General features: G+C 60.3%; 22 protein-coding genes. 14 read left to right on the top strand and 8 right to left on the bottom strand.

All coding sequences use genetic code 11. From position 1 onward, the window contains the following. The first annotated feature begins 45 nt into the window (after positions 1-45). From ACYZT5_RS12635 to ACYZT5_RS12615, 5 genes are all read left to right on the top strand, one after another. Entirely contained in the window at positions 46-969 is a 924-nt protein-coding gene (locus tag ACYZT5_RS12635; RefSeq protein WP_462051394.1) for a LysR family transcriptional regulator, read from the top strand. A gap of 185 nt (positions 970-1,154) precedes the next feature. Next, positions 1,155-2,495, top strand: a complete 1,341-nt coding sequence (locus ACYZT5_RS12630) for a PQQ-dependent sugar dehydrogenase (protein WP_462051393.1) — start codon at positions 1,155-1,157, stop codon at positions 2,493-2,495. 478 nt (positions 2,496-2,973) lie between these two features. Continuing rightward, on the top strand, positions 2,974-3,342 hold the full coding sequence (locus ACYZT5_RS12625; RefSeq protein ID WP_462051392.1) for a DUF6124 family protein: 369 nt from the start codon (positions 2,974-2,976) through the stop codon (positions 3,340-3,342). A gap of 205 nt (positions 3,343-3,547) precedes the next feature. Beyond that, positions 3,548-4,486: a cyclase family protein gene (locus tag ACYZT5_RS12620; RefSeq protein WP_462051391.1), complete on the top strand. Its 939-nt coding sequence runs from the start codon at positions 3,548-3,550 to the stop codon at positions 4,484-4,486. 45 nt (positions 4,487-4,531) lie between these two features. Then, positions 4,532-5,461: a LysR family transcriptional regulator gene (locus ACYZT5_RS12615; protein WP_462051390.1), complete on the top strand. Its 930-nt coding sequence runs from the start codon at positions 4,532-4,534 to the stop codon at positions 5,459-5,461. On the opposite strand, the gene ACYZT5_RS12610 is transcribed toward ACYZT5_RS12615, so the two are convergent. The 3 genes from ACYZT5_RS12610 to ACYZT5_RS12600 form a co-directional block, all read right to left on the bottom strand. Further along, positions 5,454-6,437 carry a cyclase family protein gene (locus ACYZT5_RS12610; protein WP_462051389.1) on the bottom strand — a complete coding sequence of 328 codons (984 nt, stop codon included), beginning with the start codon at positions 6,435-6,437 and terminating at the stop codon, positions 5,454-5,456. The two genes, ACYZT5_RS12615 and ACYZT5_RS12610, sit on opposite strands and share 8 nt — an antisense overlap. 166 nt (positions 6,438-6,603) lie before the next feature. Next, positions 6,604-6,918, bottom strand: a complete 315-nt coding sequence (locus ACYZT5_RS12605; protein WP_462051388.1) for an NIPSNAP family protein — start codon at positions 6,916-6,918, stop codon at positions 6,604-6,606. A 13-nt stretch (positions 6,919-6,931) separates the two neighbouring features. Beyond that, a complete protein-coding gene (locus ACYZT5_RS12600) occupies positions 6,932-8,098 on the bottom strand; it encodes an iron-containing alcohol dehydrogenase (protein WP_462051387.1) in 1,167 nt (388 codons plus the stop codon). A 154-nt stretch (positions 8,099-8,252) separates the two neighbouring features. On the opposite strand from ACYZT5_RS12600, the gene ACYZT5_RS12595 reads away from it, so the two are divergent. The 5 genes from ACYZT5_RS12595 to ACYZT5_RS12575 all read left to right on the top strand — a co-directional run bounded on the left by ACYZT5_RS12595 (position 8,253) and on the right by ACYZT5_RS12575 (position 13,894). Then, the gene (locus ACYZT5_RS12595; RefSeq protein WP_462051386.1) at positions 8,253-9,041 is read left to right on the top strand and encodes an SDR family oxidoreductase; all 789 of its coding nucleotides are present in this window, start codon (positions 8,253-8,255) and stop codon (positions 9,039-9,041) included. Positions 9,042-9,155: 114 nt separating this feature from the next. Next, on the top strand, positions 9,156-10,469 hold the full coding sequence (locus ACYZT5_RS12590) for an MFS transporter (RefSeq protein WP_462051385.1): 1,314 nt from the start codon (positions 9,156-9,158) through the stop codon (positions 10,467-10,469). A 16-nt stretch (positions 10,470-10,485) separates the two neighbouring features. Further along, positions 10,486-11,595: an NAD(P)/FAD-dependent oxidoreductase gene (locus ACYZT5_RS12585; protein ID WP_462051384.1), complete on the top strand. Its 1,110-nt coding sequence runs from the start codon at positions 10,486-10,488 to the stop codon at positions 11,593-11,595. A 145-nt stretch (positions 11,596-11,740) separates the two neighbouring features. Continuing rightward, positions 11,741-12,799, top strand: coding sequence for an IS110 family RNA-guided transposase (locus tag ACYZT5_RS12580; protein WP_462052202.1), 1,059 nt, complete (start codon positions 11,741-11,743; stop codon positions 12,797-12,799). A gap of 498 nt (positions 12,800-13,297) precedes the next feature. Further along, positions 13,298-13,894, top strand: coding sequence for a DinB family protein (locus ACYZT5_RS12575; RefSeq protein ID WP_462051383.1), 597 nt, complete (start codon positions 13,298-13,300; stop codon positions 13,892-13,894). Here ACYZT5_RS12575 and ACYZT5_RS12570 read toward each other — a convergent pair. The 3 genes from ACYZT5_RS12570 to ACYZT5_RS12560 form a co-directional block, all read right to left on the bottom strand. Further along, on the bottom strand, positions 13,815-14,735 hold the full coding sequence (locus ACYZT5_RS12570) for a LysR substrate-binding domain-containing protein (protein WP_462051382.1): 921 nt from the start codon (positions 14,733-14,735) through the stop codon (positions 13,815-13,817). The genes ACYZT5_RS12575 and ACYZT5_RS12570 overlap by 80 nt on opposite strands. Positions 14,736-14,828: 93 nt before the next feature. Then, complete coding sequence (locus ACYZT5_RS12565; RefSeq protein WP_462051381.1) at positions 14,829-16,016, bottom strand: MFS transporter; 1,188 nt, start codon at positions 16,014-16,016, stop codon at positions 14,829-14,831. A gap of 223 nt (positions 16,017-16,239) precedes the next feature. Beyond that, a complete protein-coding gene (locus ACYZT5_RS12560) occupies positions 16,240-17,139 on the bottom strand; it encodes a LysR substrate-binding domain-containing protein (RefSeq protein WP_462051380.1) in 900 nt (299 codons plus the stop codon). 118 nt (positions 17,140-17,257) lie between these two features. On the opposite strand from ACYZT5_RS12560, the gene ACYZT5_RS12555 reads away from it, so the two are divergent. From ACYZT5_RS12555 to ACYZT5_RS12540, 4 genes are all read left to right on the top strand, one after another. Further along, a complete protein-coding gene (locus ACYZT5_RS12555) occupies positions 17,258-18,274 on the top strand; it encodes an aldo/keto reductase (protein ID WP_462051379.1) in 1,017 nt (338 codons plus the stop codon). Positions 18,275-18,276: 2 nt separating this feature from the next. Further along, entirely contained in the window at positions 18,277-19,074 is a 798-nt protein-coding gene (locus ACYZT5_RS12550; RefSeq protein WP_462051378.1) for an SDR family NAD(P)-dependent oxidoreductase, read from the top strand. 27 nt (positions 19,075-19,101) lie between these two features. Then, entirely contained in the window at positions 19,102-19,512 is a 411-nt protein-coding gene (locus ACYZT5_RS12545; protein WP_462051377.1) for an SRPBCC family protein, read from the top strand. 114 nt (positions 19,513-19,626) lie between these two features. Further along, positions 19,627-20,988 carry an IS4 family transposase gene (locus ACYZT5_RS12540; RefSeq protein WP_462047420.1) on the top strand — a complete coding sequence of 454 codons (1,362 nt, stop codon included), beginning with the start codon at positions 19,627-19,629 and terminating at the stop codon, positions 20,986-20,988. A gap of 101 nt (positions 20,989-21,089) precedes the next feature. Here the strand turns inward: ACYZT5_RS12540 and ACYZT5_RS12535 are convergent, their stop codons facing one another. Further along, complete coding sequence (locus tag ACYZT5_RS12535) at positions 21,090-22,484, bottom strand: sensor histidine kinase (protein ID WP_462051376.1); 1,395 nt, start codon at positions 22,482-22,484, stop codon at positions 21,090-21,092. Then, on the bottom strand, positions 22,462-23,145 hold the full coding sequence (locus tag ACYZT5_RS12530) for a response regulator transcription factor (RefSeq protein ID WP_462051375.1): 684 nt from the start codon (positions 23,143-23,145) through the stop codon (positions 22,462-22,464). The genes ACYZT5_RS12535 and ACYZT5_RS12530 overlap by 23 nt, the downstream gene beginning before the upstream one ends. Between the last annotated feature and the right edge of the window lie 218 nt (positions 23,146-23,363).

The following is a 23,363-nucleotide window of genomic DNA, read 5'->3' as shown; positions in this document are numbered from 1 at the left end:
GATACTGACAACTTTCGATACCTCTATAACTTTTAGTTAACCCTGATGACGCCCTCACTCAATTCGATCATGTCCCGCCTGCACATCAAGCAGCTGCGCTTGTTGATAGCCCTTGATGAACACGGCTCCTTGCTGGGCGCGGCCAAACAGGTCGCGCTGACACAGCCGGGCGCCAGTAAAGCCCTGCAAGAAATTGAAACCACGTTCGGCACCGCGCTGTTCACCCGCACTAACCGCGGGCTTGAGCCGAACGATGCCGGGCGCTCGGTCATTCGCTACGCCAGGCTGATCCAGACCGACCTTGCGCATCTGCGCGAAGAGATCATCGGCATCATGAGCGGGGAGGGTGGGCGCGTGTCGGTCGGCACCATCATGGGCGCCGTCCCGCTGCTGACCACCGCGATCAGCCGGGTGATCGCCGACCACCCGAAGCTGTCCATCGAGATCGTCGAAGACACCAGCGCCGCACTGCTCAGCCAGCTTGACGCCGGGCGCCTGGACCTTGCGATCTGCCGTACGACCATCAGCACCACGCCCTACTTGTATGAGAGCTCGACATTCGTCGAAGAAACCCTGGCGGTGATCGCCAGCACTCAGCATCCGTTCGCCTATGCCCGGCAGTTATCACTGAAAGACCTGGTGGATTACCGCTGGGTGGTTTATCGCGCCAATATGCCCATGCGCTTGCTGTTGGAGCGGGAATTCCATGAGGCCGACCTGCGTTTTCCGGTGCACCTGCTGGAAACCACGTCGGCGTTTGCCACCCTGTCGTTGCTTCAGGAAAACCCGACCCTCGTCGCATTGGTGTCGACCGATGTGGCGAAGTTTTGCTCCGGCTACGGTTTCACCACCACGCTGCCGCTGCCCATCACCTCGCGCAGCGAACCGTACGAGCTGGTTTCGCGCAAAGGCGTGCCGGACTCTCCAGCAGCCAGGCTGCTACGAGAGGCCTTGTTGAACCCCACTTGAGCTCAGGGCGCATAGAAACGGGCGATTGGGATAGTGCCCGGCTTTGGAGGCTCGCATTCATGCGTTTCAAGCAAAATTGATTTGCGACAGGCGCGGTGTTTGAAACGGGCCCTCGCCGGGATACTTCACCAGGATTTTGCCTGCCCAATAATTGGCCCACGGATGGCCGTTGCGAGGTTCGAACAATGAATGTGTCCAACCGACTTGCGCTCCTGATGACCACTGCCGCGCTGCTCACCGCGTGTGGTGAGTCTTCCAAATTGCAGTCTCAGGCCAGCGTCGGTCCGTCCCCGCAATTGCCTGAACCCACCACCTCGCTGATCCCCACATTAAAGGTGTCCAAAGCGATCGGTTGGGCGGGTAATGACATGCCCAAGGCACCGGCCGGTTTCAAAGTGACCGCGCTGGCCGAGAACCTCGATCACCCGCGCTGGGTGTACACGCTGCCCAATGGCGATGTGCTGGTTGCCGAGAGCAACCACCCGCCGATGCCGGAAGGGGCTACTGACGGTGGCACCGGGCCGATCGCCTGGGCAAAACGCACGGCCATGGGGTTTGTGATGGGACGGGTGGGCGCCGACGCACCGAGCGCCAATCGGATTACCTTGTTGCGCGATGCCGACGGTGATGGCCACGCGGAGGTGCGCAAGGTGTTCATGTCCGGCCTGACGTCGCCTTTTGGCATGGCATTGGTGGGCAATGAGCTGTTTATTGCCAATGCCGACGCCGTGGTCAAAGTGCCTTACAGCACGGGGCAAACCGAGGTGAGTGCAACGCCGGTGAAAGTGACCGATCTGCCCGCAGGCATCAATCACCACTGGACCAAGAATGTCCTCGCCAACCCTGAGGGAACCAAGCTGTACGTCACAGTCGGTTCCAACAGCAATGTTGGCGAGAACGGCCTTGATGCAGAGGACGGGCGCGCAGCGATTTGGGAGGTAGACGTCAAAAGCGGCAGCAAGCGTCTGTTTGCCAGCGGCCTGCGTAACCCCAACGGGCTTGCCTGGAAACCGGGCTCGACGCAGTTGTGGACGGTGGTCAATGAGCGCGATGAAATCGGCAGCGACCTTGTGCCGGATTACCTGACGTCGGTGAAAGACGGTGCGTTTTACGGCTGGCCGTGGAGCTACTACGGCAGCCATGTCGACACCCGAGTGGAACCCCCGCGCCCGGATAAAGTGGCCACGGCCATCGCGCCGGACTACGCGCTGGGCACTCACGTCGCACCGCTGGGCCTGACGTTCTCTGATTCGCGTGGTATGCCGGAAAACTTCTCCCATGGCGTTTTCGTCGGTGAACATGGCTCGTGGAACCGTAACCCGCAGGCGGGCTATAAGGTGGTGTTCATTCCCTTCACCGACGGAAAGCCTTCAGGCATGCCGGTCGATTTTTTGACCGGTTTCCTCAATGCCGATGGCGAAGCGCAAGGGCGTCCGGTGGGCGTCACGCTTGATCAGGGCGGAGCGTTGTTGGTGGCCGATGATGTCGGGAATAAGGTTTGGCGTATCGCGATCGCCAAGCCCTAGATATAGGCGCGATGGCTAACTCCGCAAGATTTGTGGTTGCCACAGACCCCTGTGGGAGCGAGCTTGCTCCGGGCGGCGTTCCGACGATGGCGTCAGCCGGCACACCGCATAAACCTGTTTAACGACATGCGTTTAAAGACACTCGGTGTTACGTCATAAGCGGCTACAACGCCTTGCGTCGTTACCTACGCGTACGCCAGAATCCGCTGGCTTGTGCGGCTGTGGGGCGGGCTATATCGTTTCCCTGTCACTGCAAAACAGTGATCGGGTTTGGTAGCCCGCCTGTTGTAGCCGTATGGCAACACCTTATGCAGTCTCCTTTTTTTGGGGCTTTGCTTTTTATGGTGGTCATGCGTGGGGCTCCTTTGTGAGCGCCGGGTTCCTACTACAGCCGGTCTACCAACCCACGTATGGCCGTCACCCATCGTTTGGTAGCGAGGGTGATGGCTCCTTAAAATTTGTAGTAGGAGTTTCATCTATGTTCAAAGTCACACCCAACCCCCCGAATACCAGTCCGCTACCCTACGACGCCTTTCTTGATCTTGACCCCAAGAAAATGAAAGAGGCGGCCGACCGCGCACTCAGCTTCTACCTCGACCCTGGGGCGTCGAAAACGCAGATACCGCCCCGCAAGCCCAGCACCATTTTCACCATCGACGCAGCGGTGGATGACGAAACGTTGCTCGTCGAAGCCTGCGAATCGTTGGCAGCAGCCAGCGCCATAGTCAACGATCTCACCGACTTAACGGACGGCCCACGACGGCAAACGATGCTGGTGCTGCAACGGGTGATCATGTTGGGTGAGTTAGCGGTCAATCGGGTATTGGACAACCACAAGCCTGGGTAGTCGCCAGGCACTGTAGGAGCGAAGCTTGCTCGCGAAGGCGTCAGGTCTGACACACCGCGTTGTTGTTCTTCGCGGGCAAGCCTCGCTCCTACGGCACTCGCATTACTCGTGACAATCCAGAACAAATGTATTGCCCATTCCTGTCTGTTTCCCCACAGACGGGCTGCGTACCTTGGGTCCACCGCTACTCCAAAAGGACCCCCTCATGCTGAATCGCTTGATACTGCCCTTCACCTTGCTCTTCACCTTCAGCGCCGCCCAGGCCGCAGACACTGAAAAATGGTACCCCTCCAAATACGGCGCCAACGATGAAATCGGCGCGCTGAACCTGCTCAACGCCGAGTCGGTGATCAACGCCTCGAAACTGATCAAGACCGGCAAAACCTACCCCTTGGCCGTACCCATCGACAAAACCCTGCCAGCCTTCCGTCATCGCAGTTTTCACCTGACCAACATCCAGCCGGGCGAAGCGGGCGGCACCACGATGGGACCGAACAAATTCACCTTCAACGATGAACTGGTGGTGGGCTGGACGGGCGTCGGCACGCAGCTCAACGGCATCGGCCACATCGGTATCGACAACGTCTACTACAACGGCAACCGCGCAGCGGATTTCGTGACCGTCGAAGGAGTGAAAAAGCTCGGCATCGAAAAGGTCCCGCCAATCGTCACCCGTGGCGTAGTGCTGGACATGACCGCGGTGTACGGCAGCGCCATCGTGCCGGAGAAAACCGAATTTACTGTTGCCGACATTCAAAAGGCGCTGGACCTGCAAGGCATCAGCATTCAGAAGGGTGATGTGGTGCTGTTCAACACCGGTTGGCTGGAGCTGCTGGGCAAGGACAATGAAAAATTCCTCGCCGTGGAACCGGGCATCGGCATGGCTGCGGCCAAGTGGCTGGTGGACAAGCAGATCGTCGCATTCGGCGGCGACACTTGGGCTTCGGAAATTTACCCGGCCAAAGACGGCCAGGAATTCCCGGTCAACCAATTCATGCTGGCCAAGAACGGCATCTACAACCTTGAGTTGATCGACAGCCGCGCGCTGGTGAAGGATAAAGCGTGGGAATTCATGTTCGTGCTGGGGCAGCCGCTGTACAAGGGTTCGACCCAGGTCAACATCAACCCGGTCGCCATTCACTGATAGCCGCCGTCATTGGTTTACCCCTTGAATCGAGAACACACGGACATGGTTCCTTCCCTTGGCAGCATCGCTGCACGCTTGCGCCTCAAACAACTGCGATTGTTGATCGCGCTGGATGATCGCGGCTCCTTGCACAAGGCCGCCGAGCACATTTCGATTTCTCAGTCCGGCGCCACCAAGGCGTTGCATGAGGTCGAATCGTTGCTCGGCATGCCGCTGTTCGAACGCCAGCCCAAAGGCCTGGTGGCCAACGAAATGGGTCGCTGCATGATTCGTTACGCACGGCTGATCCACAGTGATGTCGAGCACCTGCACGAAGAAATGCTGAGCATCATGCAGGGCCATGGCGGGCGACTTTCAGTAGGCGTGATCATGGGCGCAGTGCCGTTGCTGACCCGGGCCTTGACGCAGTTGCGCCTCAAACAGCCGCAGCTGTCTGTCGAACTGGTGGAAAACACCAGCGCCACATTACTCGGGTTGCTGGATCAGGGACGGCTGGATCTGGCGATTTGTCGTACCAGCGTCGGCCAGCGCTCGGACGCTTACGACTGCATCGAATTGAGCGAAGAACCTTTGGCGGTGGTGGCCAGCAAAGACCACCCGCTGGCGTGTGCCGAGTCTTTGCAGCTGTCGCAGTTGAGCGATTATCGTTGGTTGGTCTATCCCAAAGACATGCCGATGCGCCAAGCACTGGAGCGCGAGCTCAACGAGGCCGGGTTGCAAATTCCACGTTATCCGCTGGAAACCTCGTCGATTTTTGCCACCATGCTGCTGGTGCAACAGGACCCGACCTTGTTGGCGGTAATCCCGGTGGAAGTCGCCGGGTTCTGCGAGCAATTCGACTTGCTGGTGAAGCTGCCGGTGTCGTTGCGTGCGTTGATCGAGCCTTACGGCGTGATCAGCCGGGCCGGCGCCGACTTGTCCCCGGCGGCAACCCTGCTGATCAACGAACTGAAGCAGGACCTGATTACTTGATCACGATCGGATTCACCGGTGCGCCCGTACCGCCAACGACCTTCAATGGCGCGGCGGTGTAGAGGAACTGCCACTGGCCGTCTTCGGCACAATCTGTGGCCAGGTCGTCGAGCATCGCCACTTCGGTGAAGGTCACGCCGAGGTTGCGCATCAAGGCATTGTGCAGCGGGATCAGCACGCCCGAGGTCGGGTCGACCGCCACTTCGTTGGCCATGGTGTCGGTCACCAGGTTGGGGATTTCCATCTGGTGAAACCATTCCACCAGCTCGCGGCTGAAGGTCAGGCCAGGCTCGGCGAAGTCCTTGTAGAACTCTTCCGGTTCACGCTCATAGAACGAGCCGATCCAGCCGGTGCGGATGATCAGGATGTCGCGCTTCTGGATCTCAATGCCCTGGGCTTTCGCCGCAGCCAGCAGGTCCAGGTGATTAAACGTCTCGCCCTTGTCCAGCACGGACTTGCCGCGATGGCGGGCCATGTCGATCAACACGGCGCGCCCGACAATCCCGCGCTCGGCAATCGGCAGGATGCTGGCCTTGTCCATGCTGCCGATGGTGCTCATGGCGTCGTAGCCATTCCACAGTTTGTTGTCATGCCAGACGTGGCCCAGCGCGTCGTATTGGGTCGAGCCTTGCAGGTGCATGAAGATCACGTCGTCGGCGTATTCCACATGACCGTCGAAGTGGGTTTTGCCGGCCAGGAAATGGCCCTTGTCCAACACGTTGACCCGCATCGACGGGCGTCGGCCGGGCCACAGTGGTTCGCCTTTGGGATGGCCGATCTGCACTTGCAGGGTAAAGGTCTTGCCCTGGCGGACCGAGGCGATGCCGCGGAGGATTTCTGCGCTTTGCAGGTAATTCAGGGCACCGACTTCATCGTCTGGCCCCCATTTTCCCCAGTTGGTTGGCAGGCCTTCGAGCAAGGCCTTGATGTCGGGAGAACGGTCAACGGCGGTGTTATTGGGATTGTGGTCGCACATGAGGTTGTCCTTGGTTTGAGCAGGTGCCGAGGGATCCAGCAGACCTTCACAGTCCCTGTGGGAGCGGGCTTGCCCGCGATAGCGGTGTGTCAGACAACATCAATGTCGCCTGACACTCCCTCATCGCGGGCAAGCCCGCTCCCACAGGTTTTGTGTTGCCTGTCGATTATTTGATCGGGGAAAAATCTGCCGGCATCAGCAATTTGGATTCCATCTTTTCCAGCATCGGGAACGCTTTCGGCACGAAACCTTCGAGCCAGTCGGGGTCTTGATACAGCGCGGCGCGTTTTTTGATCCGGTCATCGAGGCTCTCGTACGCCCAGATGTGGATGACCTGATTCAGCTCGCCGATTTCGGTGTACCACCAGCCCACCAGCGTGGTGTAGCGGGAGATCACCGGCAAACCGGTTTCTTCAAAGTGCTTGAGGTAGGTTTGCATTTTTCCGATCTGAATCGTGTAGGTGCGCATTTCGTAATACATGGGAGTCGTCTCTTTAAGAATGAGTGCCGTGCCAGGCGTTGCTGATGATTCGCTCGATGTCGGCAGCGGTGGTCAGACGTGGGTTGACCAGCACGTTGCCGCTGCGCATCGAGTCGCTGACCATTTGCGGCATGTAGTCGAGGTCCACGCCCAGGTCCTTGATGTTGTCGGGAATGCCGATGGCCCTGTTCAGTGCCACCACGTGTTCCACCACTTTGTGCCCGGCGCGGGCAACGCTCAGGCCGTCGACGTTCTCGCCCATGGCAATGGCGATTTCACGAAACAGCTCCGGGCACGCCGCCAGGTTGTATTCGATGACGTAGGGCAGCAGTGTGGCGTTGGCGATGCCATGGGGAATGTTGAACACACCGCCGAAGGTGTGGGAGATCGCATGCACGTTGCCCAGTTTCGATTGAGCAAACGCGACGCCGGCGAGGAACGAACCGAGCAGCATCTGTTCCCGGGCGTGCAGGTCGGAGCCGCTGAAAAACGCTTTCGGCAGGTGCGTGCAGATCATCTTGATCGCTTGCAGCGCCAGGGCATGGCTGACCGGGTTGGCCTGCTTCGACACGTAGGACTCGATGGCGTGGGTCAACGCGTCCATGCCGGTCGCAGCGGTGATCGACGGCGGTAGTTTGAGCGTCAGTTCGGCGTCGAGAATCGCCAGTTTCGGAAATAACGCCGGGCTGATGATCACAGTCTTGAACAGGGTTTGGGTGTTGGTGAAGACGGTGGACGCAGTGCATTCGCTGCCGGTGCCGGAGGTGGTCGGAATGGCGAAAATCGGCAGTGGCGGGTGCAGCAGTTTGTCGTAGCCCTCGTAGTCGAGGATGTTGCCGGGGTTGGTGGCCATGGCTGCCACACCTTTGGCGGTGTCGATGCTGCTGCCGCCACCGACGCCGATCACCGAGTCGCATTCATGGTTTTTCAGGAACGCTACGGCGCGCTCCAGCACGTCGGTGGTGGGGTTGGGTTCTACGCCGGAAAACACTTCGTAATGGATGTCACTGTCGGCCAGCGAGGTGAAAAAGCTTTCCAACACGCCCGACGCCATCAGCCCTTCGTCGGTGACCACCAGCAGTTTTTTTCGAACATGCGGCTTGAGCAATGCACCGGCCTGACGCACCAGGCCGTTGCCGCTCTTCAAGGTCGTGGGGAAATAAAACTGGAACGGGTTCATGTGGATCTCCGGTTCTTATTGGTCCCCAGACAGTAATTAGCGTTGCGGGCGGCTGATAATGAAAAGGTCTGATCCGGTGATCACTCTTTGTCATCCCCTGAGAAGGTGTATTGCAGTGGTAACGTAAGGTTTTCAAACCAACAGGAGCAATGTCATGGATTTGGCTATTTCGGGTCGCTGGGCAATCGTCTGCGCCGCCAGCAAGGGCTTGGGTCTGGCCTGCGCGCGAGCCTTGGCGAAGGAGGGCGTCAACCTGGTGATCAACGCCCGTGGCGACGAAACCTTGCAGGCTGCCGCCGCAGAGTTGCGCAGCCTGGCACCGACCATTGAAGTGCGCACGGTGGCCGGGGACATCAGCACACCTGCTGTGCGCGAGCAGGTGTTGGCCGCGTGTCCGCAGGTGGACATCCTGGTCAATAACGCTGGCGGTCCGCCGCCGGGTGACTTCCGCGACTGGCAGCGTGAAGACTGGTTGAAGGCGCTGGATGCCAACATGCTCACGCCCATCGAGCTGATCAAGGCCTGCGTCGATGGCATGGCCGAGCGCGGTTTCGGGCGCATCGTCAACATCACTTCTGGCGCGGTGAAGGCACCGATCGATGTGCTGGGCCTGTCGAACGGCGCCCGCAGCGGGTTGACCGGTTTCATCGCCGGGCTCGCGCGTCAGTCGCGGTTGGCCGGGCACAACGTGACGATCAACAACTTGCTGCCGGGGCCGTTCGAGACCGAGCGCTTGCACAAGACCCTGAGTGCCGCCGCCGACGCCAACAGCACCACGGTGGAGAGCATCAGCGAGCAGCGGCGCAAGCACGTTCCGGCCCAGCGTTTCGGCCAGCCCGATGAGTTCGGCGCCTACTGCGCGTTCATCTGCAGCGCCCACGCCGGTTTCCTCACCGGGCAAAACCTGTTGCTGGACGGCGGCAGCTACCCCGGCACGTTCTGATCGATTGGGGGGATGACGATCGGTGATCCCCCAATCAGATCCCCTCATTATCCAGCTGTCGGGTGCGTGATTAGAGTGGGGCCGCAAGCCTTCACAACAATAAGAGTGCCCCTCATGAACAATCCGAGTGCCGAAACACTGCGGCTGACAGCCGCGTCTGCAACCGAGCGCCCCACCAGCGTGCGCTGGCGGATCTTCCTCATCATGTTGCTGCTGACCGCCATCAACTACATCGACCGCGCCTCGCTGTCGGTGGCCTTGCCGCTGATTTCCAGCGAGTTCCAGATCCCGCCAGCGTTGGAAGGCTTGATGCTCAGCGCGTTTTTCTGGTCCTACGCGTTGATGCAGATTCCCGGCGGCCTGCTGCTGGACCGTTTCCAGACTCGCCGTGTGATCGTCATCGCGACCGTCGCCTGGGGCGCCTTTCAGGCCCTGGCCGCCGGCGCGCACAACTGGGTCACGCTGCTGATCACCCGCATGGGCCTGGGCATCGCCGAGTCGCCGATCATGCCGGCCGGGGCCAAGCTCAACGGCGCCTGGCTGACCCCTAACGAACGTGGGCGCGGCGCAGTGCTGGTCGACGGTGGCGCACCGCTGGGCAGTGCCTTCGGCGCGATCATCATTGCCGGCCTGATCGGCTGGTTTGACTCCTGGCGCATCGCCTTCGTGATCGCCGGCATCGGCACCATGCTCGCCGGCGTGCTGGCCTGGAAATACATCCGCAACCATCCCAGCGAACACCCTGGGGTCAATGCCGCGGAACTGGCGCACATCACCGAGGGCAATACCAAAGTCGGCCAACCCGGCGCGGTCACCAGCATCCCATTCAAAGAGCTGCTCAAGGATCGCTCGGTATTGGCCATGTTCGCCGGTTATTGCTGCATCCTCAGCGTGTTCTACGGCTTGCTGACCTGGATGCCGAGCTACCTGCACCAGACCCACGGCCTGAACATTTCGAGCATGGGCGGGGCGACGTTCCTGATCTTCATGTGCGGTTTTGTCGGCGAGCTGGTCGGCGGTTATCTCGGTGACAAATGGAAGTCCAGCGGCGCTTCGCCCAACCTGGTCATGCGCAGCATGTTCAGCGGCTCTTCGCTGGTAGCGGCCCTGTGCATGCTGGCGGTGGCTTATACGAGCGAGGCCAGCAAAGCGATTGGCCTGCTGTGCGTGGCGATGTTTTTCATTCGTTGGTGCGGCATGTACTGGTGCATTCCGTCGATCCTCGGCGGCACTTCGAAAACCGGCGTACTGGCCGGCACCATGAACTTCTGCGGGAACATGGCCGGGGTGATCGTGCCGATCCTGATCGGGCTGATCGTGCAGTTCACCGGGTCGTATTTCCTGGTGCTGATCTTCTTCGTGGTCATGGCCATGCTGCTGGCGATATTCTCCAGCCTGATCGATTATCGGGAACGAGGGCTGGCGTGAAAGGAGCGAAGGGCAAGTGAGCGTCGACATCGAATGCGTAGTGGTCGGGACCGGAGTGGTCGGGCTGGCGGTCGCCAGGGCCCTGGCCCGGAGCGGGCGGGAAGTGATCCTGGTCGAGGCGGGCGAGGGCATTGGCGTGGGGATCAGTTCGCGCAATTCGGAAGTGATCCACGCCGGCATTTACTACCCGAGCGGCAGCCTCAAGGCGCAATTGTGTGTGGAGGGCAAACAACGCCTTTACGCCTTTTGCGATGAGCGCGGCGTCGATTACCAGCGCTTGGGCAAGCTGATCGTGGCCACCGATGACCCGCAGCGTGAGGCTTTGCGCAGCTTGCTGAAGCAAGGCCAGCGCAACGGCGTCGATGACCTGCAATGGCTGGACGCCGAACAGGCGCGCGAACTTGAACCGGCAGTGTCCTGCGTCGCAGCGCTCTGGTCGCCTTCCACCGGGATTGTCGATTCCCATGCCTTAATGCTGGCGCTTCAGGCGGATGCTGAGGCCAGCGGCACTTCGCTAGCCTTTCATACGCCGCTGGCGTCGGCCCGTTGCACCGAGCAAGGTTTCGAACTGCAGATGGGCGGCGCCCAACCGATGACCTTGAGCTGCCGTGAGTTGATCAATTGCGCCGGACTGTCCGCGCCTGAGGTGGCGAGCCGGATTGAAGGTCTGCCAACTCAGTACGTTCCCGAGGCACGATTGTGCAAGGGCAGCTATTTCAGTTTCAGCGGCCGGGCGCCGTTCCGGCATTTGGTGTATCCGGCCCCGGAAAGTGCGGGGCTGGGCGTGCACATGACGCTGGATCTGGGCGGCCAGGCGCGCTTCGGGCCGGACGTCGAATGGGTCGAACACGTTGATTATCGTGTTGATCCACGCCGAGCCGACGGGTTCTACGGGGCGATCCGGCGCTACTGGCCGGCGTTGCCCGATGACAGCCTGCAACCGGCCTACAGCGGCATCCGCCCGAAAATCACCGGGCCGACCGAACCGGCTGCCGACTTCGTCATCAGTGGCCCGGCCGAGCATGGTGTGCCGGGGCTGGTGAACCTGTTCGGTATCGAATCACCGGGTTTGACCAGTTGCCTGGCGCTGGCCGATCGGGTGGTGCAGCGGCTTTCCACAATTTAAATCGCTACGCGATCTGTGTAATTGGATGGACTCGCCCAAGCCGAGGCGTCAATGCGCCACGATGGCAGTCTAAACAGCCAACGACAGCGAGGGCGAGTTCATGAAAAAGCATACTTCGATTGATCAATCCCTGTCTTCTTCCGATTTGTCGGCCTGCACAACCGTGGCGGTCGATCTGGCCAAGCAGGTCTTTCAGGTCGCCGGTGAAGACGTCCTCGGCCAGGTGCACTACGAGCAACGGATCAAGTCGCGCGAGGCGTTTTATGAGTTTCTACGCCAGTTGCCGCCTCATGTCGTGGTTCTGATGGAGACCGGTCCGGGTGCTCAAGCCTGGGCCCGGCAGCTGCAAGACCAAGGCAATCTGGCGCGGATTCTTCCAGCCGGTTTGGTGGCCACACATCGCAGCGGGCCTAAAAATGATCGCAACGATGCGCTGGCGATTCTGCGGGCTGGTCGCGATGAAAAGATCTACGCAGTGCCGGTCAAAAGCGTTGCGGCGCTGGCAATGCAGGCGTTGCATCGCGCCCGCCAAGGCTATGTGCGTCGACGCACGGCGGTGAGTAATCAGATGCGCGGCCTGCTGCTCGAGCATGGCGTGGCCTTGGCGCAGGGCGATGTTGCGATCAGCCAGAAAATTCCGCGGGTACTGGAAGATGCCACCCAGCCGGTGCCGGGCCTGCTGCGTGAACTGATCGACGAACTGTTGGCCGAGTGGCGCCATTTGGGCGAACGCATCAGCGTGCTGACGGGGCGCCTGGAAGTGGCCGCCAACGCCGACATGACGGCGAAGCGACTGATGACTGTGCGCGGCATCGGCCCAGTCACTGCCACGGCACTGGTGGCCAAGGAAACCAAGCCTGAGCGATTTCCCAATGCCCGCAAGTTTGCCGCGTACTTTGGCATGGTGCCTGACCAGCACAGCAGCGGGCAGACGGTCCGGCTGGGGGACATGACCAAGCGCGGCGATGTTTATTTACGCAGCCTGATGATCCAGGGAGCCCATGCGGTACTGCAACAACTACGACCTGATTCCCAGCAACCCGATGACCGCCGCTTGTTGCGCTGGATGAGCCGACTGGGCCGTAAGGAGGCTGCGGTCAGGTTAGCCAACCGCAACCTGCGAATCGTCTGGGTGCTTCTACAGAATGACCAGACTTATCGTCGCCAGGCTGGTGATGGCCAGCAAGCGACGATGAGCCACTGAGCGACAGAGTTCTGCCACCGAGGTACTAACTGTCCGGCCCTTTGCTGAAAAAAATTGACCCCAGGTAAGACCGGCGTGGATTGATGCCTTAGCTGCTACTGGCCTTCGAGGCCTGACTGTAATCGGCATACCACGAGCTCTTCCAATTTTGGCCAGAAGCCGAAGACGGCTTCCTCGAATAGGCCTAATACATAGATGCAACGGGGCGGCGGTTTTTCAAAAGCGGGTAGACAGTGGGGGCGAGTCCATACATAGCAGCTGCCGAGCCTGCGAGGCTGCGTTCGGCGGCGTAGCCGTCGTAAAACCTGCGCACTCGGTTTATCTGACACACCGCAGCGTATGGTTTAGCGACTGCTTCGCAGCCGAACGCAGCCTCGCAGGCTCGGCAGCTGCTACACAGGTCGCGTTACGGCTTAAGTACCGGTAATCAGCGTTTGCAATGCCGCTCCCTGTGAGGGGTATGCTTGGAATTACGCCCATTGCAATGGGGGACCTCTGATGATCAACGTACGCACTGCCCGCATGCTTGCCGATTACAAACGCTGGGCCAATCAGCGCCTCTTTGATAGCCTGGCCGCGCTGCCGCCGGGTGAGGTCAACAAAGAGCGCGTGTCGGTGTTCAAGAACATGATCGGCACCCTGAACCACATCTACGTGGTGGACTGCATTTGGAAGGCCCACCTCGAAGGCCGAGGGCACGGCTTCAAGACGTCACACGATCTGCTGCATCCCGACCTCGCTGAGCTGCGCATGGCGCAAAAGGACATCGATCGCTGGTACTGCGACTGGAGCGCCCGGCAGACCGATGCCTCGCTGGATAAACCCGTCGAGTTCACCTTTGTCTCAGGGGAAAGCGGCACCATGAGCGCCGGCGCGATACTGATGCATGTGGCCAATCACTCCAGTTATCACCGCGGCTGGGTGATCCAGATGTATTTCGAGATTCCGGCCATGCCGCCGGTCACTGACCTGCCGGTATACCTGCGCGAAACCGACCCCGAGTCTTTCAAATCGATTAATGCCCCGGCAGTGGCGCCGACATGTGTTGGGCTATTCGCGAGCGCAACCAACGTTCTGCCGGATCGTTATCGTTGACGCCGTTCCAGACCATGGACAGTTCGGACAGCACGATGTCAAACGGCGCGTCGTCGGCACGCAGCTGGCTGCTGCCTTCGATCAGCGCGCACGCCGCGTAATCCGGCACGGTGGCGAGCATGTCGGTGCCCGCCAACAAGGCACGCAGGCCGGCGAACTGCGGCACTGCCAGCACCACCCGACGCGAACGACCGATGCGCGCGAGGTCATTGTCGATGGCCCCAGTCAAATCCCCGGAAAATGACACCAGCGCGTGAGGTCGTTCGCAGTATTCATCCAGGGTCAGGGTGCCGGGCCGGTTATCGCCGCGCAGGATCTTGACGCTCAGGTCCCGCAGCTTCTTGCGCTTGGCGTTGGCCGGCAGTTCCGTGGTGTAGCTGATCCCGACGGAAATCTCCCCGCTGGCCAGCATCGACGACATCAGCAGGAAATTCACCCGACGCACCACCACCACGACGTTCTGCGCCTCTTCGCGTATTTGCTTGAGCAGCGGGGGAAACAGGCCGAACTCGGCGTCGTCGGAGAGGCCGATGCGAAACACGTCGCGGCTGGTGGACGGGTCGAAATCCTTGGCCCGGCTGACCGCGCCGGAGATGGTGTCCATCGCCGGCTGCAATTCCTTGAGGATCGCCAGGGCTCGATGGGTCGGTTCCAGGACACGACCGTTACGCACCAGCAGCGGGTCGTCGAACAGATCGCGCAACTTGGCCAGGGAGGCACTGACGGCGGGCTGGCCGAGGAACAGTTTCTCCCCGGCCCGGGTCAGGTTCCTTTCGAACATCAAGGTTTCGAAAATCACCAGCAGGTTCATGTCGACGCGGCGCAGGTCGTTGCGGTTCATCCTGGCTTCTCGCTGGGTTTCGGGATCTTTTCAGTAAAGCACCAAACGTGTGGCGAGGGAGCTTACCCCCCCCCACGCAGAGCGTGGGAACGATCATGCTCGGGGGGTGTTGGCGCGTCTGGAGTGAAAGATCGAGATCAGACCGAATAACGCAAACAACGCACCAACCACCGCCAGACCTGGCCAACCGTAATACTCGGCAGCGCTGGAACCAAGCGCCGATCCCAGCGCGCCGCCGGTGAAGTAGGTGACCATGAACACCGTGTTCAAGCGGCTGACCGCCTCCGGGGCCAGTGCCAGAATGCGTGCCTGATTGGCCAGTTGGTTGGCCCGGTTGCCGATGTCCAGCGCAGTGGCGCACGCGAGAATCAACCACCAGGCACCGGCCGCACCGCCCAGGTACAAGGCAATGAAAGCCAACAGCACCGCGCCGGTTCCCAGGTAACTGAGCTTGATGCCGTAATGCTGGGTGAGTCGACCGAGCGAGGAGGCGGCTAATATCCCGACAATCGCCGAGAGCCCGAACAGTCCGGCCTGACCACTGGAATAGTGATAAGGCTCCAGCGCCAGCAACGACGCCATCGATCCCCAGAACACATTCAACGCCCCAAAGATCAGGCCACCGCTGACTGAGGAACGACGCAGCGTCGGGTGGTCGCGCACCAGTTTCCACATCGACTTGATCAGGTCCAGATAGGGCAGTGTGCTGGACGGCGCGGTGACCGGCATGCGCATCAGGATCGCGACAAACAGCAGCACGTTCATCGCCGCTGCGGCGAAGAACATCCCGCGCCATCCGATCCCGGTACTGACGGCACCACTCAGGGCCCGAGCCAACAGGCCACCCGCGGACAAGCCACTGACCATCATGCCCAACACGCTGCCCCGTTGGTCCGGGTGCGCGAGGGCGGTGGCGGCGGGAATAATGATCTGTGCACTGACCGCCGACAGGCCCAGCACCACGCTCGCCAGCAGCAACAATGAGTAGGTCGGCGCGACGGCGGAAGCAATCAGGCTGAGGAAGTTCAGGCTCAACATGCCGAGGATCAGCGAGCGACGCGTCACCCTGTCACCCAACGGCACAAACAGCAACAGGCCGAGGGCGTAGCCGAGTTGGGTGAGCATGGCGATCTGGCCGACATGGGCGCCCGAGATACTGAACGTGGCGCCAATCAACGGCAGCATGGTTTGGTTGTAGTAGATGGTTGCTACCGAAAAGCCGCAACACAGCGCCAGTGTTATCGCCAGGCTGGCGGGCAATCCGGTTTTGCTGTCGGGCATGTGAGGTTTCCCTGAAAAATGACCTGCGAATGGCTGTTGTAGTCGGCAGAAGGGAAACGAGTCAAAGCATAAAACTGCAGGCCCGCTTGATCAAACCTCACTCGTTGGATTTGATCGTTCCCATGCTCTGCGTGGGAATGCCTCAAGGGACGCTCCGCGTTCCAGCTTTCGAAAGGGACGCGGAGCGTCCCGGGCTGCATTCCCACGCAGAGCGTGGGAACGATCATGTGGCCGGCTCTGATTCTGTAAGCACTTTCCTGAACGTCTCCACCAGCGGTCGCAAATTGATCCGGTGCCACGCGGCCCACAGCGGTGTGGTGAAGGAAATCCACGGCACTTCCCGCAGCACCACGCCCGGCGGTGCGTTGCGGCTCAGGCCTTTCTGAATCATCGCGATACCGAGCCCCGACGCCACCAGCCCCAACGCGGTGAAAGGTTCGGTGGCTTCCATGCGGATGTCCGGGGTGAAACCGGCGCGGATGCAGGCGCTGACAAAATCGTCGCGGCTGGCGGCGTCCTGGCGCGGTTGCACGCCGATCCATTCCTGGTCGGCCAGGTCTGCCGGGGTCAGTGTTGTGTTGTTCGCCAAAGGATGATGCTCGGGCAGGGCCAGCAACATTGGATCGTCCAGTACCTGGAAACCCAGCAGGTCCGGGTCATCGGCGACGGGCGGTTCGCTGACCAGTGCGATGTCCAGACTACGCTGACGCAAGCCTTCGAGCTGTTCGGCAGAATTCAGGTTGTACAGCGCGACGTGTACGTTCGGTCGGTCGACGCGCAGCACCCGCAGGGCATTCGGCAGCACGCCGGCGTGCATGGCGTTTTCGATGTAGCCGATGCACAACCCGCCTTCTTCGCCGCGACCGAGGCGCTTGCCCAGGGACTCAAGTCGATTGGCATGGGTCAGCAGGGCACGGGTTTCAGCGAGGAAGGTCTGGCCATCGCGGGTCAGGCGAATGCGTTGCTGGCTGCGTTCGAACAGGGTCAAGCCCAGGCGTTCTTCGAGCTGGGCGATCTGTCGACTCAGGGGCGACTGGGAAATGTGCAGGCGTTCGGCGGCGCGACCGACGTGTTCTTCTTCGGCGACGGCGACGAAGTAGCGCAATTGGCGGATGTCGATCATGTCAGACCTCTGGGGACTCAAGTGCTGCGCATTATGTCTTGGACGGTCCGATCATCGCAATCTAGGATCTACTCAACGGTCACCTCTGCTGACCCCTGACACTCAAGAGGAATCACCCATGAGCTTGAAAGATAAACTGCCTGGCACCCTCGGTTTCGGTACCGCCCCATTGGGCAACATGTTCCGCGCCATTCCCGAAGAAGAAGCGATGGCCACCGTCCACGCTGCCTGGGATGCCGGCGTGCGCTACTTCGACACCGCGCCGTTTTACGGTTCGGGCCTGTCGGAAATTCGTCTGGGCGCCGCGCTGTCCCGGTACAACCGCGACGACTATGTACTCAGCAGCAAGGTCGGCCGAGTCATTCTCGATGAAGTCGAAGACGCGGCGGCCCGTGACTTGGGCGAAAAAAGCGGTGTGTTCGAACACGGTCGCCCGAACAAGATCGTCAACGACTACAGCGCCGACGCGACGATGCGCTCCATCGAAGACAGCCTCAAGCGTCTGCAAACCGATCGTCTGGACATCGTCTGGGTGCATGACATCGCTCAGGACTTTTACGGCGATCAATGGCTGGAATACTTCAACCAGGCCCGCACCGGCGCCTTCAAAGTGCTGACCCGCCTGCGCGAAGAAGGCGTGATCAAGGGCTGGGGCCTGGGCGTGAACAAGGTCGAACCTTGCGAATTGACCCTTGATCTGACCGAAGCCCAGCCGGACGGTTTTCTGCTGGCGGGTCGCTACACTCTTCTCGACCACGATCGTGCCTTGCAACGTCTGATGGACGCCGCGCTGGCGCAGAACGTCGAGATCGTGGTCGGTGGTCCTTACAGTTCGGGCATTTTGGCCGGTGGCACACACTTCGAATACCAGAAGGCCAGCCCGGCGATTATCAATAAAGTCGAGCAGATCAAACGCATCGCAGCCGCTCATGGTGTCGACATCAAGGCTGCCGCATTGCAATTCTCGTTGGCTAACCCGGCCGTGGCGGCGGTGATTCCAGGTTCCAGCCGTCCAGACCGGATCGCTGAAGACGTTGCCGCGATGTCCGCCGTCATTCCCGCTGCTTTCTGGCAGGCGATGCGCGACGCGAAACTGGTGTCCGAACGTGCGCCATTGCCGATCATTGGAGGTTGAGCATGAAGATCGATCTGACTGGAAAACTCGCCATTGTCAGCGGCAGCACCGCTGGCATTGGCCTGGGCATCAGCAAGGCGCTGGCCGAGTCGGGCGCCACGGTGGTGGTGATCGGCCGCGAGACGGCCAAGGTCGAACAGGCACTGGCGAGCATTCGCCAGAGCGTGCCGGACGCGAAGTTGCGTGGCCTGACCGCAGACCTCGGCACCGCTGAAGGCGCCGAACAGTTGTTCGCTGCCGAACCACGGGCGGACATCCTGGTGAACAACCTCGGGATCTTCAACGACGTGGATTTCTTCGACACGCCGGACAGCGAGTGGACGCGCTTCTATGAGGTCAACGTGATCTCCGGCGTGCGCCTGTCACGGCATTACGTGCCGGACATGGTCAAGCAGGGCTGGGGCCGGGTGATTTTCCTGTCCTCGGAATCCGGCATCGCCATCCCGGCCGACATGCTCAATTATGGCGTGACCAAAAGCGCCAACCTTGCGGTGTCCCATGGTCTGGCCAAACGGCTGGCGGGCACCGGGGTGACGGTCAACGCGATCCTGCCCGGTCCGACCTTCACCGACGGCCTGGAGCAGATGCTCAAGGACGCCACCGCCGCATCGGGTCGTAGCGCCCGCGAAGAAGCCGACGCCTTCGTGCGCAAGGCCCGGCCGACCTCTATCATCCAGCGCGTGGCGGATGTCGAGGAAGTCGCCAACCTGGTGGCCTACATTGCCTCGCCGCTGTCTTCGGCCACTACCGGCGCGGCGTTGCGGGTCGACGGTGGTGTTGTCGACAGCATGGCGATTTGAACCTTATTGATTGAGAGAGGGCATTACATGGCTACTGCAACAGCGTTTATTGATATCCCGGCTTCGGCCGATGAGGTTTGGCAATTGATCGGAGGCTTCGACACGCTGCCGGACTGGCTGCCGTTCATTCCGAAAAGCGAACTGAGTGAAGGCGGACGGGTGCGTAGCCTGCAAACGGCGGATGGGGCGGTGGTGGTTGAGCGGCTAGAGGCGTTTGATAACGCTGGGAAGACTTACAGCTATTCGATCCTACAGGCTCCGTTTCCGGCCACTGACTATCTGGCGACTATCAGGGTTGAAGCGCAAGGGCAGGGGGCTCGGGTGACGTGGTCGGGGCGGTTTACCGCTAAAGGTGTGACTGACGAAGAAGTGGTGGCGCTGTTCACTGGTATTTATCAGGGCGGTCTTGAAGCTCTGCGGGCCAACTATCCGGCCTGACCCTGGACTGATCGTTCCCACGCTCCGCGCTCATCGTTCTACATAACTCTGTTTTCAAGTATTTTTGAAACTCGAAGAAATGGAGAACGAAGATTGAATTGGGCACAGGACGAAATGAAAACCGCCGACTTGGGTGATGGCCGTTTAAATGCCAGGCTCGCCAGCTTTTTAGGACGCCTAGCCGATCATCCCGGCAACAGCATCCCGACCGCTTGTCGAGGGCTGGCAGAAACCACGGCGGCTTATCGATTTCTTGATAATGAGAAAGTCACGTTCCAGAAGGTGTTGCGGCCCCATCAGGACGCGACCCTGCAACGGATGCAAAGCAGTCCCGTGGTGCTGTTGGCGCAAGACACGACCGAGATGGACAAATGGGTCAATCTCGGTCCCAAAGGGATGGGCACGATCAAGGCGCAGAAGAAGTTTTCTCGACGTCTGCACCCAACCATTGCCTTTACCCCCGAACGTATTTGTCTGGGCGTCGTCGATGCTCAGTGGTGGAGCCGCGATAAACCGAGCCCCCGCCATGAGCGCCGAGATAAAGGGATTGATGAGAAAGAGAGTCAGCGCTGGATTGACAGTTATCAAACCAGTTGCGCGATTCAGGGGCAGCTACCGCAGACCCTGGTGGTCAACCTCGCCGATGCTGAGGGCGATCTGTACGAATGGTTTGTTGATCATCAAGAGTTCAGTCCAGACACCCGGGCCCAATGGATCGTGCGGGCGGCTCAAGACAGGCGCTTGCTGGGGGCTGACAACGGGAAGTTGTGGTCGGCACTGGATCAGGCACCGTCCTTGGGAACACTCAAGGTTGAAGTCAAAGCTCGTCCCCAGCGCCCCGCCCGACTGGCTGATGTCACCTTGCGCGCGGCAACCGTGACCCTGCGTGCCCCCGACAGGCCGGGTTATAAATTGCCCAGCGTCTCGATCAATGCTGTGTTGGCCCGTGAAGAAAACGCCATAGACGGTGTTGAACCTCTGGAGTGGCTGCTGCTGACCAGTCTGCCGGTCACTAGCCTGGAGCAGGCGAGCACCGTGGTTGAGTGGTACGGGGTACGCTGGTCTATCGAAGTGTTTTTCAATGTGCTGAAGAATGGTTGTCAGGTCAGTCGATTGCAGCTGGAGACCGAGGAACGGTTGTTGCCCTGCATTGGTTTGTACCTGATCACGACCTGGCGTGTGCTGTACAGCCTGATGCTGGGACGTGCTTGTCCCGATCTAAGCTGCGAGATGGTGTTTGAGGCTTCGGAGTGGAAAGCAGCCTATATCGTGGTCAAACGGTGCCAACCGCCCACTGCGCCCCCTTCTTTAGGAGAAATGGTTTTACTGGTCACGAGCCTGGGAGGCTACTTGGGGCGTAAAAATGACGGACCTCCCGGCCCCAAGGCCATGTGGATAGGGATGCAACGAATACGTGAGTTTGTTATCGCATTAGACGCCCAGCGTGCGCTCATCGAGAGTTGTGTAGAACGATGAGCGCTCCGCGTGGGAACGCAGCCCGGGACGCTCCGCGTCCCTTTCTAGAGCTGGAACGCGGAGCGTCCCTTGAGGCATTCCCACGCGGAGCGTGGGAACGATCAAGCGGGGGGGATCAAGCTTTGCTGGCAATCCAGCACCAACCGCGCTCCTCCAAGCTCACTGGTGCCCACCTCAAGCGTAAACCCATGCAAGCTCACAATCGCCGCAACGATCGACAGCCCCAACCCAAACCCGCTTTTCTGATTACCGCCGTCGGCGCGGTAGAACCGTTGAAACACCGCCTCTCGCTCAGCCACCGGAATACCAGGCCCTGAGTCGAGCACTTCGATCCGCGTATGCCCACCGTCACTGATCCCACGCAAAATCACCTCGCCACCCGGCGGTGTGAATTTGATCGAGTTGCTCAATAAATTCGCCACCGCCTCAAACAACAGCGCTCGATCACCGTTCAACGCAGGCAACGACTCCGGTAATTGCAGTTGAAAAACCAGCTCACCTTCCTCCGCCAACGGCAGGTAAAAGTCATGCAGCTCTCGCAACAGCGGCACCGGGTCCAGCTGCACAAAACCCGAGCGGCGCTGGCGATCTTCCAACTCGGAAATCCGCAGCAACCCTCGAAAACGCGCCATCAAGGTATCCGCCTCACCGAGCACTGAATCCAGTTGCACGGCCAGCGTCGAACCGTCGTCAGCCTGCTGCTGAATCCGGTACAGCTGCGCCCGCAGGCGGGTCAGCGGCGTGCGCAAGTCATGGGCGATGTTGTCGCAGACGCCCTTGACCTCGTTCATCAAGCGCTCGATGCGCTCAAGCATGGCGTTGACGATGGCGGCGAGCATGTCCAGCTCATCGCGGCGATTGGACAGTGGCAGTCGCCGGGTCAGGTCGCCGGCGACGATGGCCTCGGCGCTGGCCTGAATCCCGCGTATTCGCCGCAGTGGCCGGCGGCGCAGCAAGTGCCAACCGGCGATGCCCGGAAGGATCGTCAACGTCACGCCCCAGAACAACGCATGCAGGATGATCCGGGTCACGGCGAACAACGAACCGTTGTCCCGCACCAGCACCAGCCAGCGTCCGTCCTTGGTCTGGGTCGCCACCGCGTCGCAGCTGTCGGCGGGCAAGGTCGGGTCGTCGGAATCGGCGCAGTCGCTGAGCATGTGGATCTTGCCGTCCAGCGGCAGGCCTTCGGGAATATGCTGCAGAGCACCGCTGAGGTAGCGATGCTGGTTATCGAACAGGCCATAGGCGTCGATGCCGCGAATGTCGAAGGTCATGCTGACGGCGAGCGCGTCTGCCAGTTGTTCACCCGAAAAGCGAGAAAACAGATGCTGACGTTGCATCAGCGAGTGTTTGGCCAGGTTGTCCAGGTAAGCGGAAACCTCGTAGTACATGACCCCCATGAGGATCCCGCTCCAGAGCACGAACAGCGAACTGTAGAGCGCCAGCAAACGGCTGCTGGAAGAGCGCCAGCCGTTAGAGGGGTTCAGCAATGACATAACCCGAGCCTCGCACGGTCCGAATCAGTGGGGCATTGCCTGGCGGGTCGATTTTCTTGCGCAGCCGGCCGATGTGCACGTCGATCAGGTTGGTGCCGGGGTCGAAGTGGTAACCCCAGACCTCTTCGAAAATCATCATCCGCGACAGAATCTGCCCGGTGTTGCGCATCAGGAATTCCAGCAACTTGTATTCGGTGGGTAACAGCGTCAGCAGTTGACCGTCGCGACTGGCTTCATGGCTGATCAGGTTCAGCTCCAGATCCGCCACCCGCAACGTGGTGGCTTGGGCGGTCACCGTGTTCTGCCGGCGCAGCAGGACTTCGACCCGGGCGGCCATTTCATCGGTGGCAAACGGTTTGGTCAGGTAGTCGTCACCGCCAGCGCGCAAGCCGCGCACACGCTCATCGACGTCGGAGAGGGCGCTGATCATCAGGATCGGCGTGGCCACGCCCATGGTCCGCAGCGTGGTGACAATCGCCAGACCATCGAGCTCGGGCAGCATGCGGTCGAGGGTGATCAGGTCGTAGTTGCCACTGACCGCGCGCGCAAGACCTTCGCGGCCGTTGTCGACCCAATCCACGTCGAGGCCGTGGCTGCTCAATTCGGCGACGATTTCCCGGGCAGTCACGGCGTCGTCTTCGATGGTCAAGATGCGGGTCATAGGGCGGGCCTGATTAAGAGTTCACAACGTTGCGCGGCATTTTGCCAAGAAATGAGTGCAGGCTTTCTAAATAAAACTTCATGCAGGTACCTTTTTGTTCAATGCATAAAACCCGCTGCTATGACCGGTTCCTTGCAAATTGCATGGCCATGGGAAGTTCAAACTTTATAAGTAATTGAAATACAGCGATTTATTAAAAGTAGGCGACTGGCACGGTG

Source organism: Pseudomonas sp. LB3P14, assembly GCF_054898045.1.
Note: the sequence above shows the minus strand (reverse complement) of the source record. Positions and strands in the feature narration are given on the sequence as shown.

Excerpts from the sequence above, each read along its gene's own strand:
- ACYZT5_RS12605 (WP_462051388.1), bottom strand. The coding sequence starts at position 6,918 with ATGTATTACGAAATGCGCACCTACACGATTCAGATCGGAAAAATGCAA.
- ACYZT5_RS12625 (WP_462051392.1), top strand. The coding sequence starts at position 2,974 with ATGTTCAAAGTCACACCCAACCCCCCGAATACCAGTCCGCTACCCTAC.
- ACYZT5_RS12545 (WP_462051377.1), top strand. The coding sequence starts at position 19,102 with ATGGCTACTGCAACAGCGTTTATTGATATCCCGGCTTCGGCCGATGAG.
- ACYZT5_RS12635 (WP_462051394.1), top strand. The coding sequence starts at position 46 with ATGACGCCCTCACTCAATTCGATCATGTCCCGCCTGCACATCAAGCAG.
- ACYZT5_RS12555 (WP_462051379.1), top strand. The coding sequence starts at position 17,258 with ATGAGCTTGAAAGATAAACTGCCTGGCACCCTCGGTTTCGGTACCGCC.
- ACYZT5_RS12550 (WP_462051378.1), top strand. The coding sequence starts at position 18,277 with ATGAAGATCGATCTGACTGGAAAACTCGCCATTGTCAGCGGCAGCACC.
- ACYZT5_RS12535 (WP_462051376.1), bottom strand. The coding sequence starts at position 22,484 with ATGTCATTGCTGAACCCCTCTAACGGCTGGCGCTCTTCCAGCAGCCGT.
- ACYZT5_RS12615 (WP_462051390.1), top strand. The coding sequence starts at position 4,532 with ATGGTTCCTTCCCTTGGCAGCATCGCTGCACGCTTGCGCCTCAAACAA.
- ACYZT5_RS12590 (WP_462051385.1), top strand. The coding sequence starts at position 9,156 with ATGAACAATCCGAGTGCCGAAACACTGCGGCTGACAGCCGCGTCTGCA.
- ACYZT5_RS12630 (WP_462051393.1), top strand. The coding sequence starts at position 1,155 with ATGAATGTGTCCAACCGACTTGCGCTCCTGATGACCACTGCCGCGCTG.
- ACYZT5_RS12530 (WP_462051375.1), bottom strand. The coding sequence starts at position 23,145 with ATGACCCGCATCTTGACCATCGAAGACGACGCCGTGACTGCCCGGGAA.
- ACYZT5_RS12565 (WP_462051381.1), bottom strand. The coding sequence starts at position 16,016 with ATGCCCGACAGCAAAACCGGATTGCCCGCCAGCCTGGCGATAACACTG.
- ACYZT5_RS12610 (WP_462051389.1), bottom strand. The coding sequence starts at position 6,437 with ATGTGCGACCACAATCCCAATAACACCGCCGTTGACCGTTCTCCCGAC.
- ACYZT5_RS12570 (WP_462051382.1), bottom strand. The coding sequence starts at position 14,735 with ATGAACCGCAACGACCTGCGCCGCGTCGACATGAACCTGCTGGTGATT.
- ACYZT5_RS12595 (WP_462051386.1), top strand. The coding sequence starts at position 8,253 with ATGGATTTGGCTATTTCGGGTCGCTGGGCAATCGTCTGCGCCGCCAGC.
- ACYZT5_RS12540 (WP_462047420.1), top strand. The coding sequence starts at position 19,627 with ATGAAAACCGCCGACTTGGGTGATGGCCGTTTAAATGCCAGGCTCGCC.
- ACYZT5_RS12600 (WP_462051387.1), bottom strand. The coding sequence starts at position 8,098 with ATGAACCCGTTCCAGTTTTATTTCCCCACGACCTTGAAGAGCGGCAAC.
- ACYZT5_RS12575 (WP_462051383.1), top strand. The coding sequence starts at position 13,298 with ATGATCAACGTACGCACTGCCCGCATGCTTGCCGATTACAAACGCTGG.
- ACYZT5_RS12620 (WP_462051391.1), top strand. The coding sequence starts at position 3,548 with ATGCTGAATCGCTTGATACTGCCCTTCACCTTGCTCTTCACCTTCAGC.
- ACYZT5_RS12560 (WP_462051380.1), bottom strand. The coding sequence starts at position 17,139 with ATGATCGACATCCGCCAATTGCGCTACTTCGTCGCCGTCGCCGAAGAA.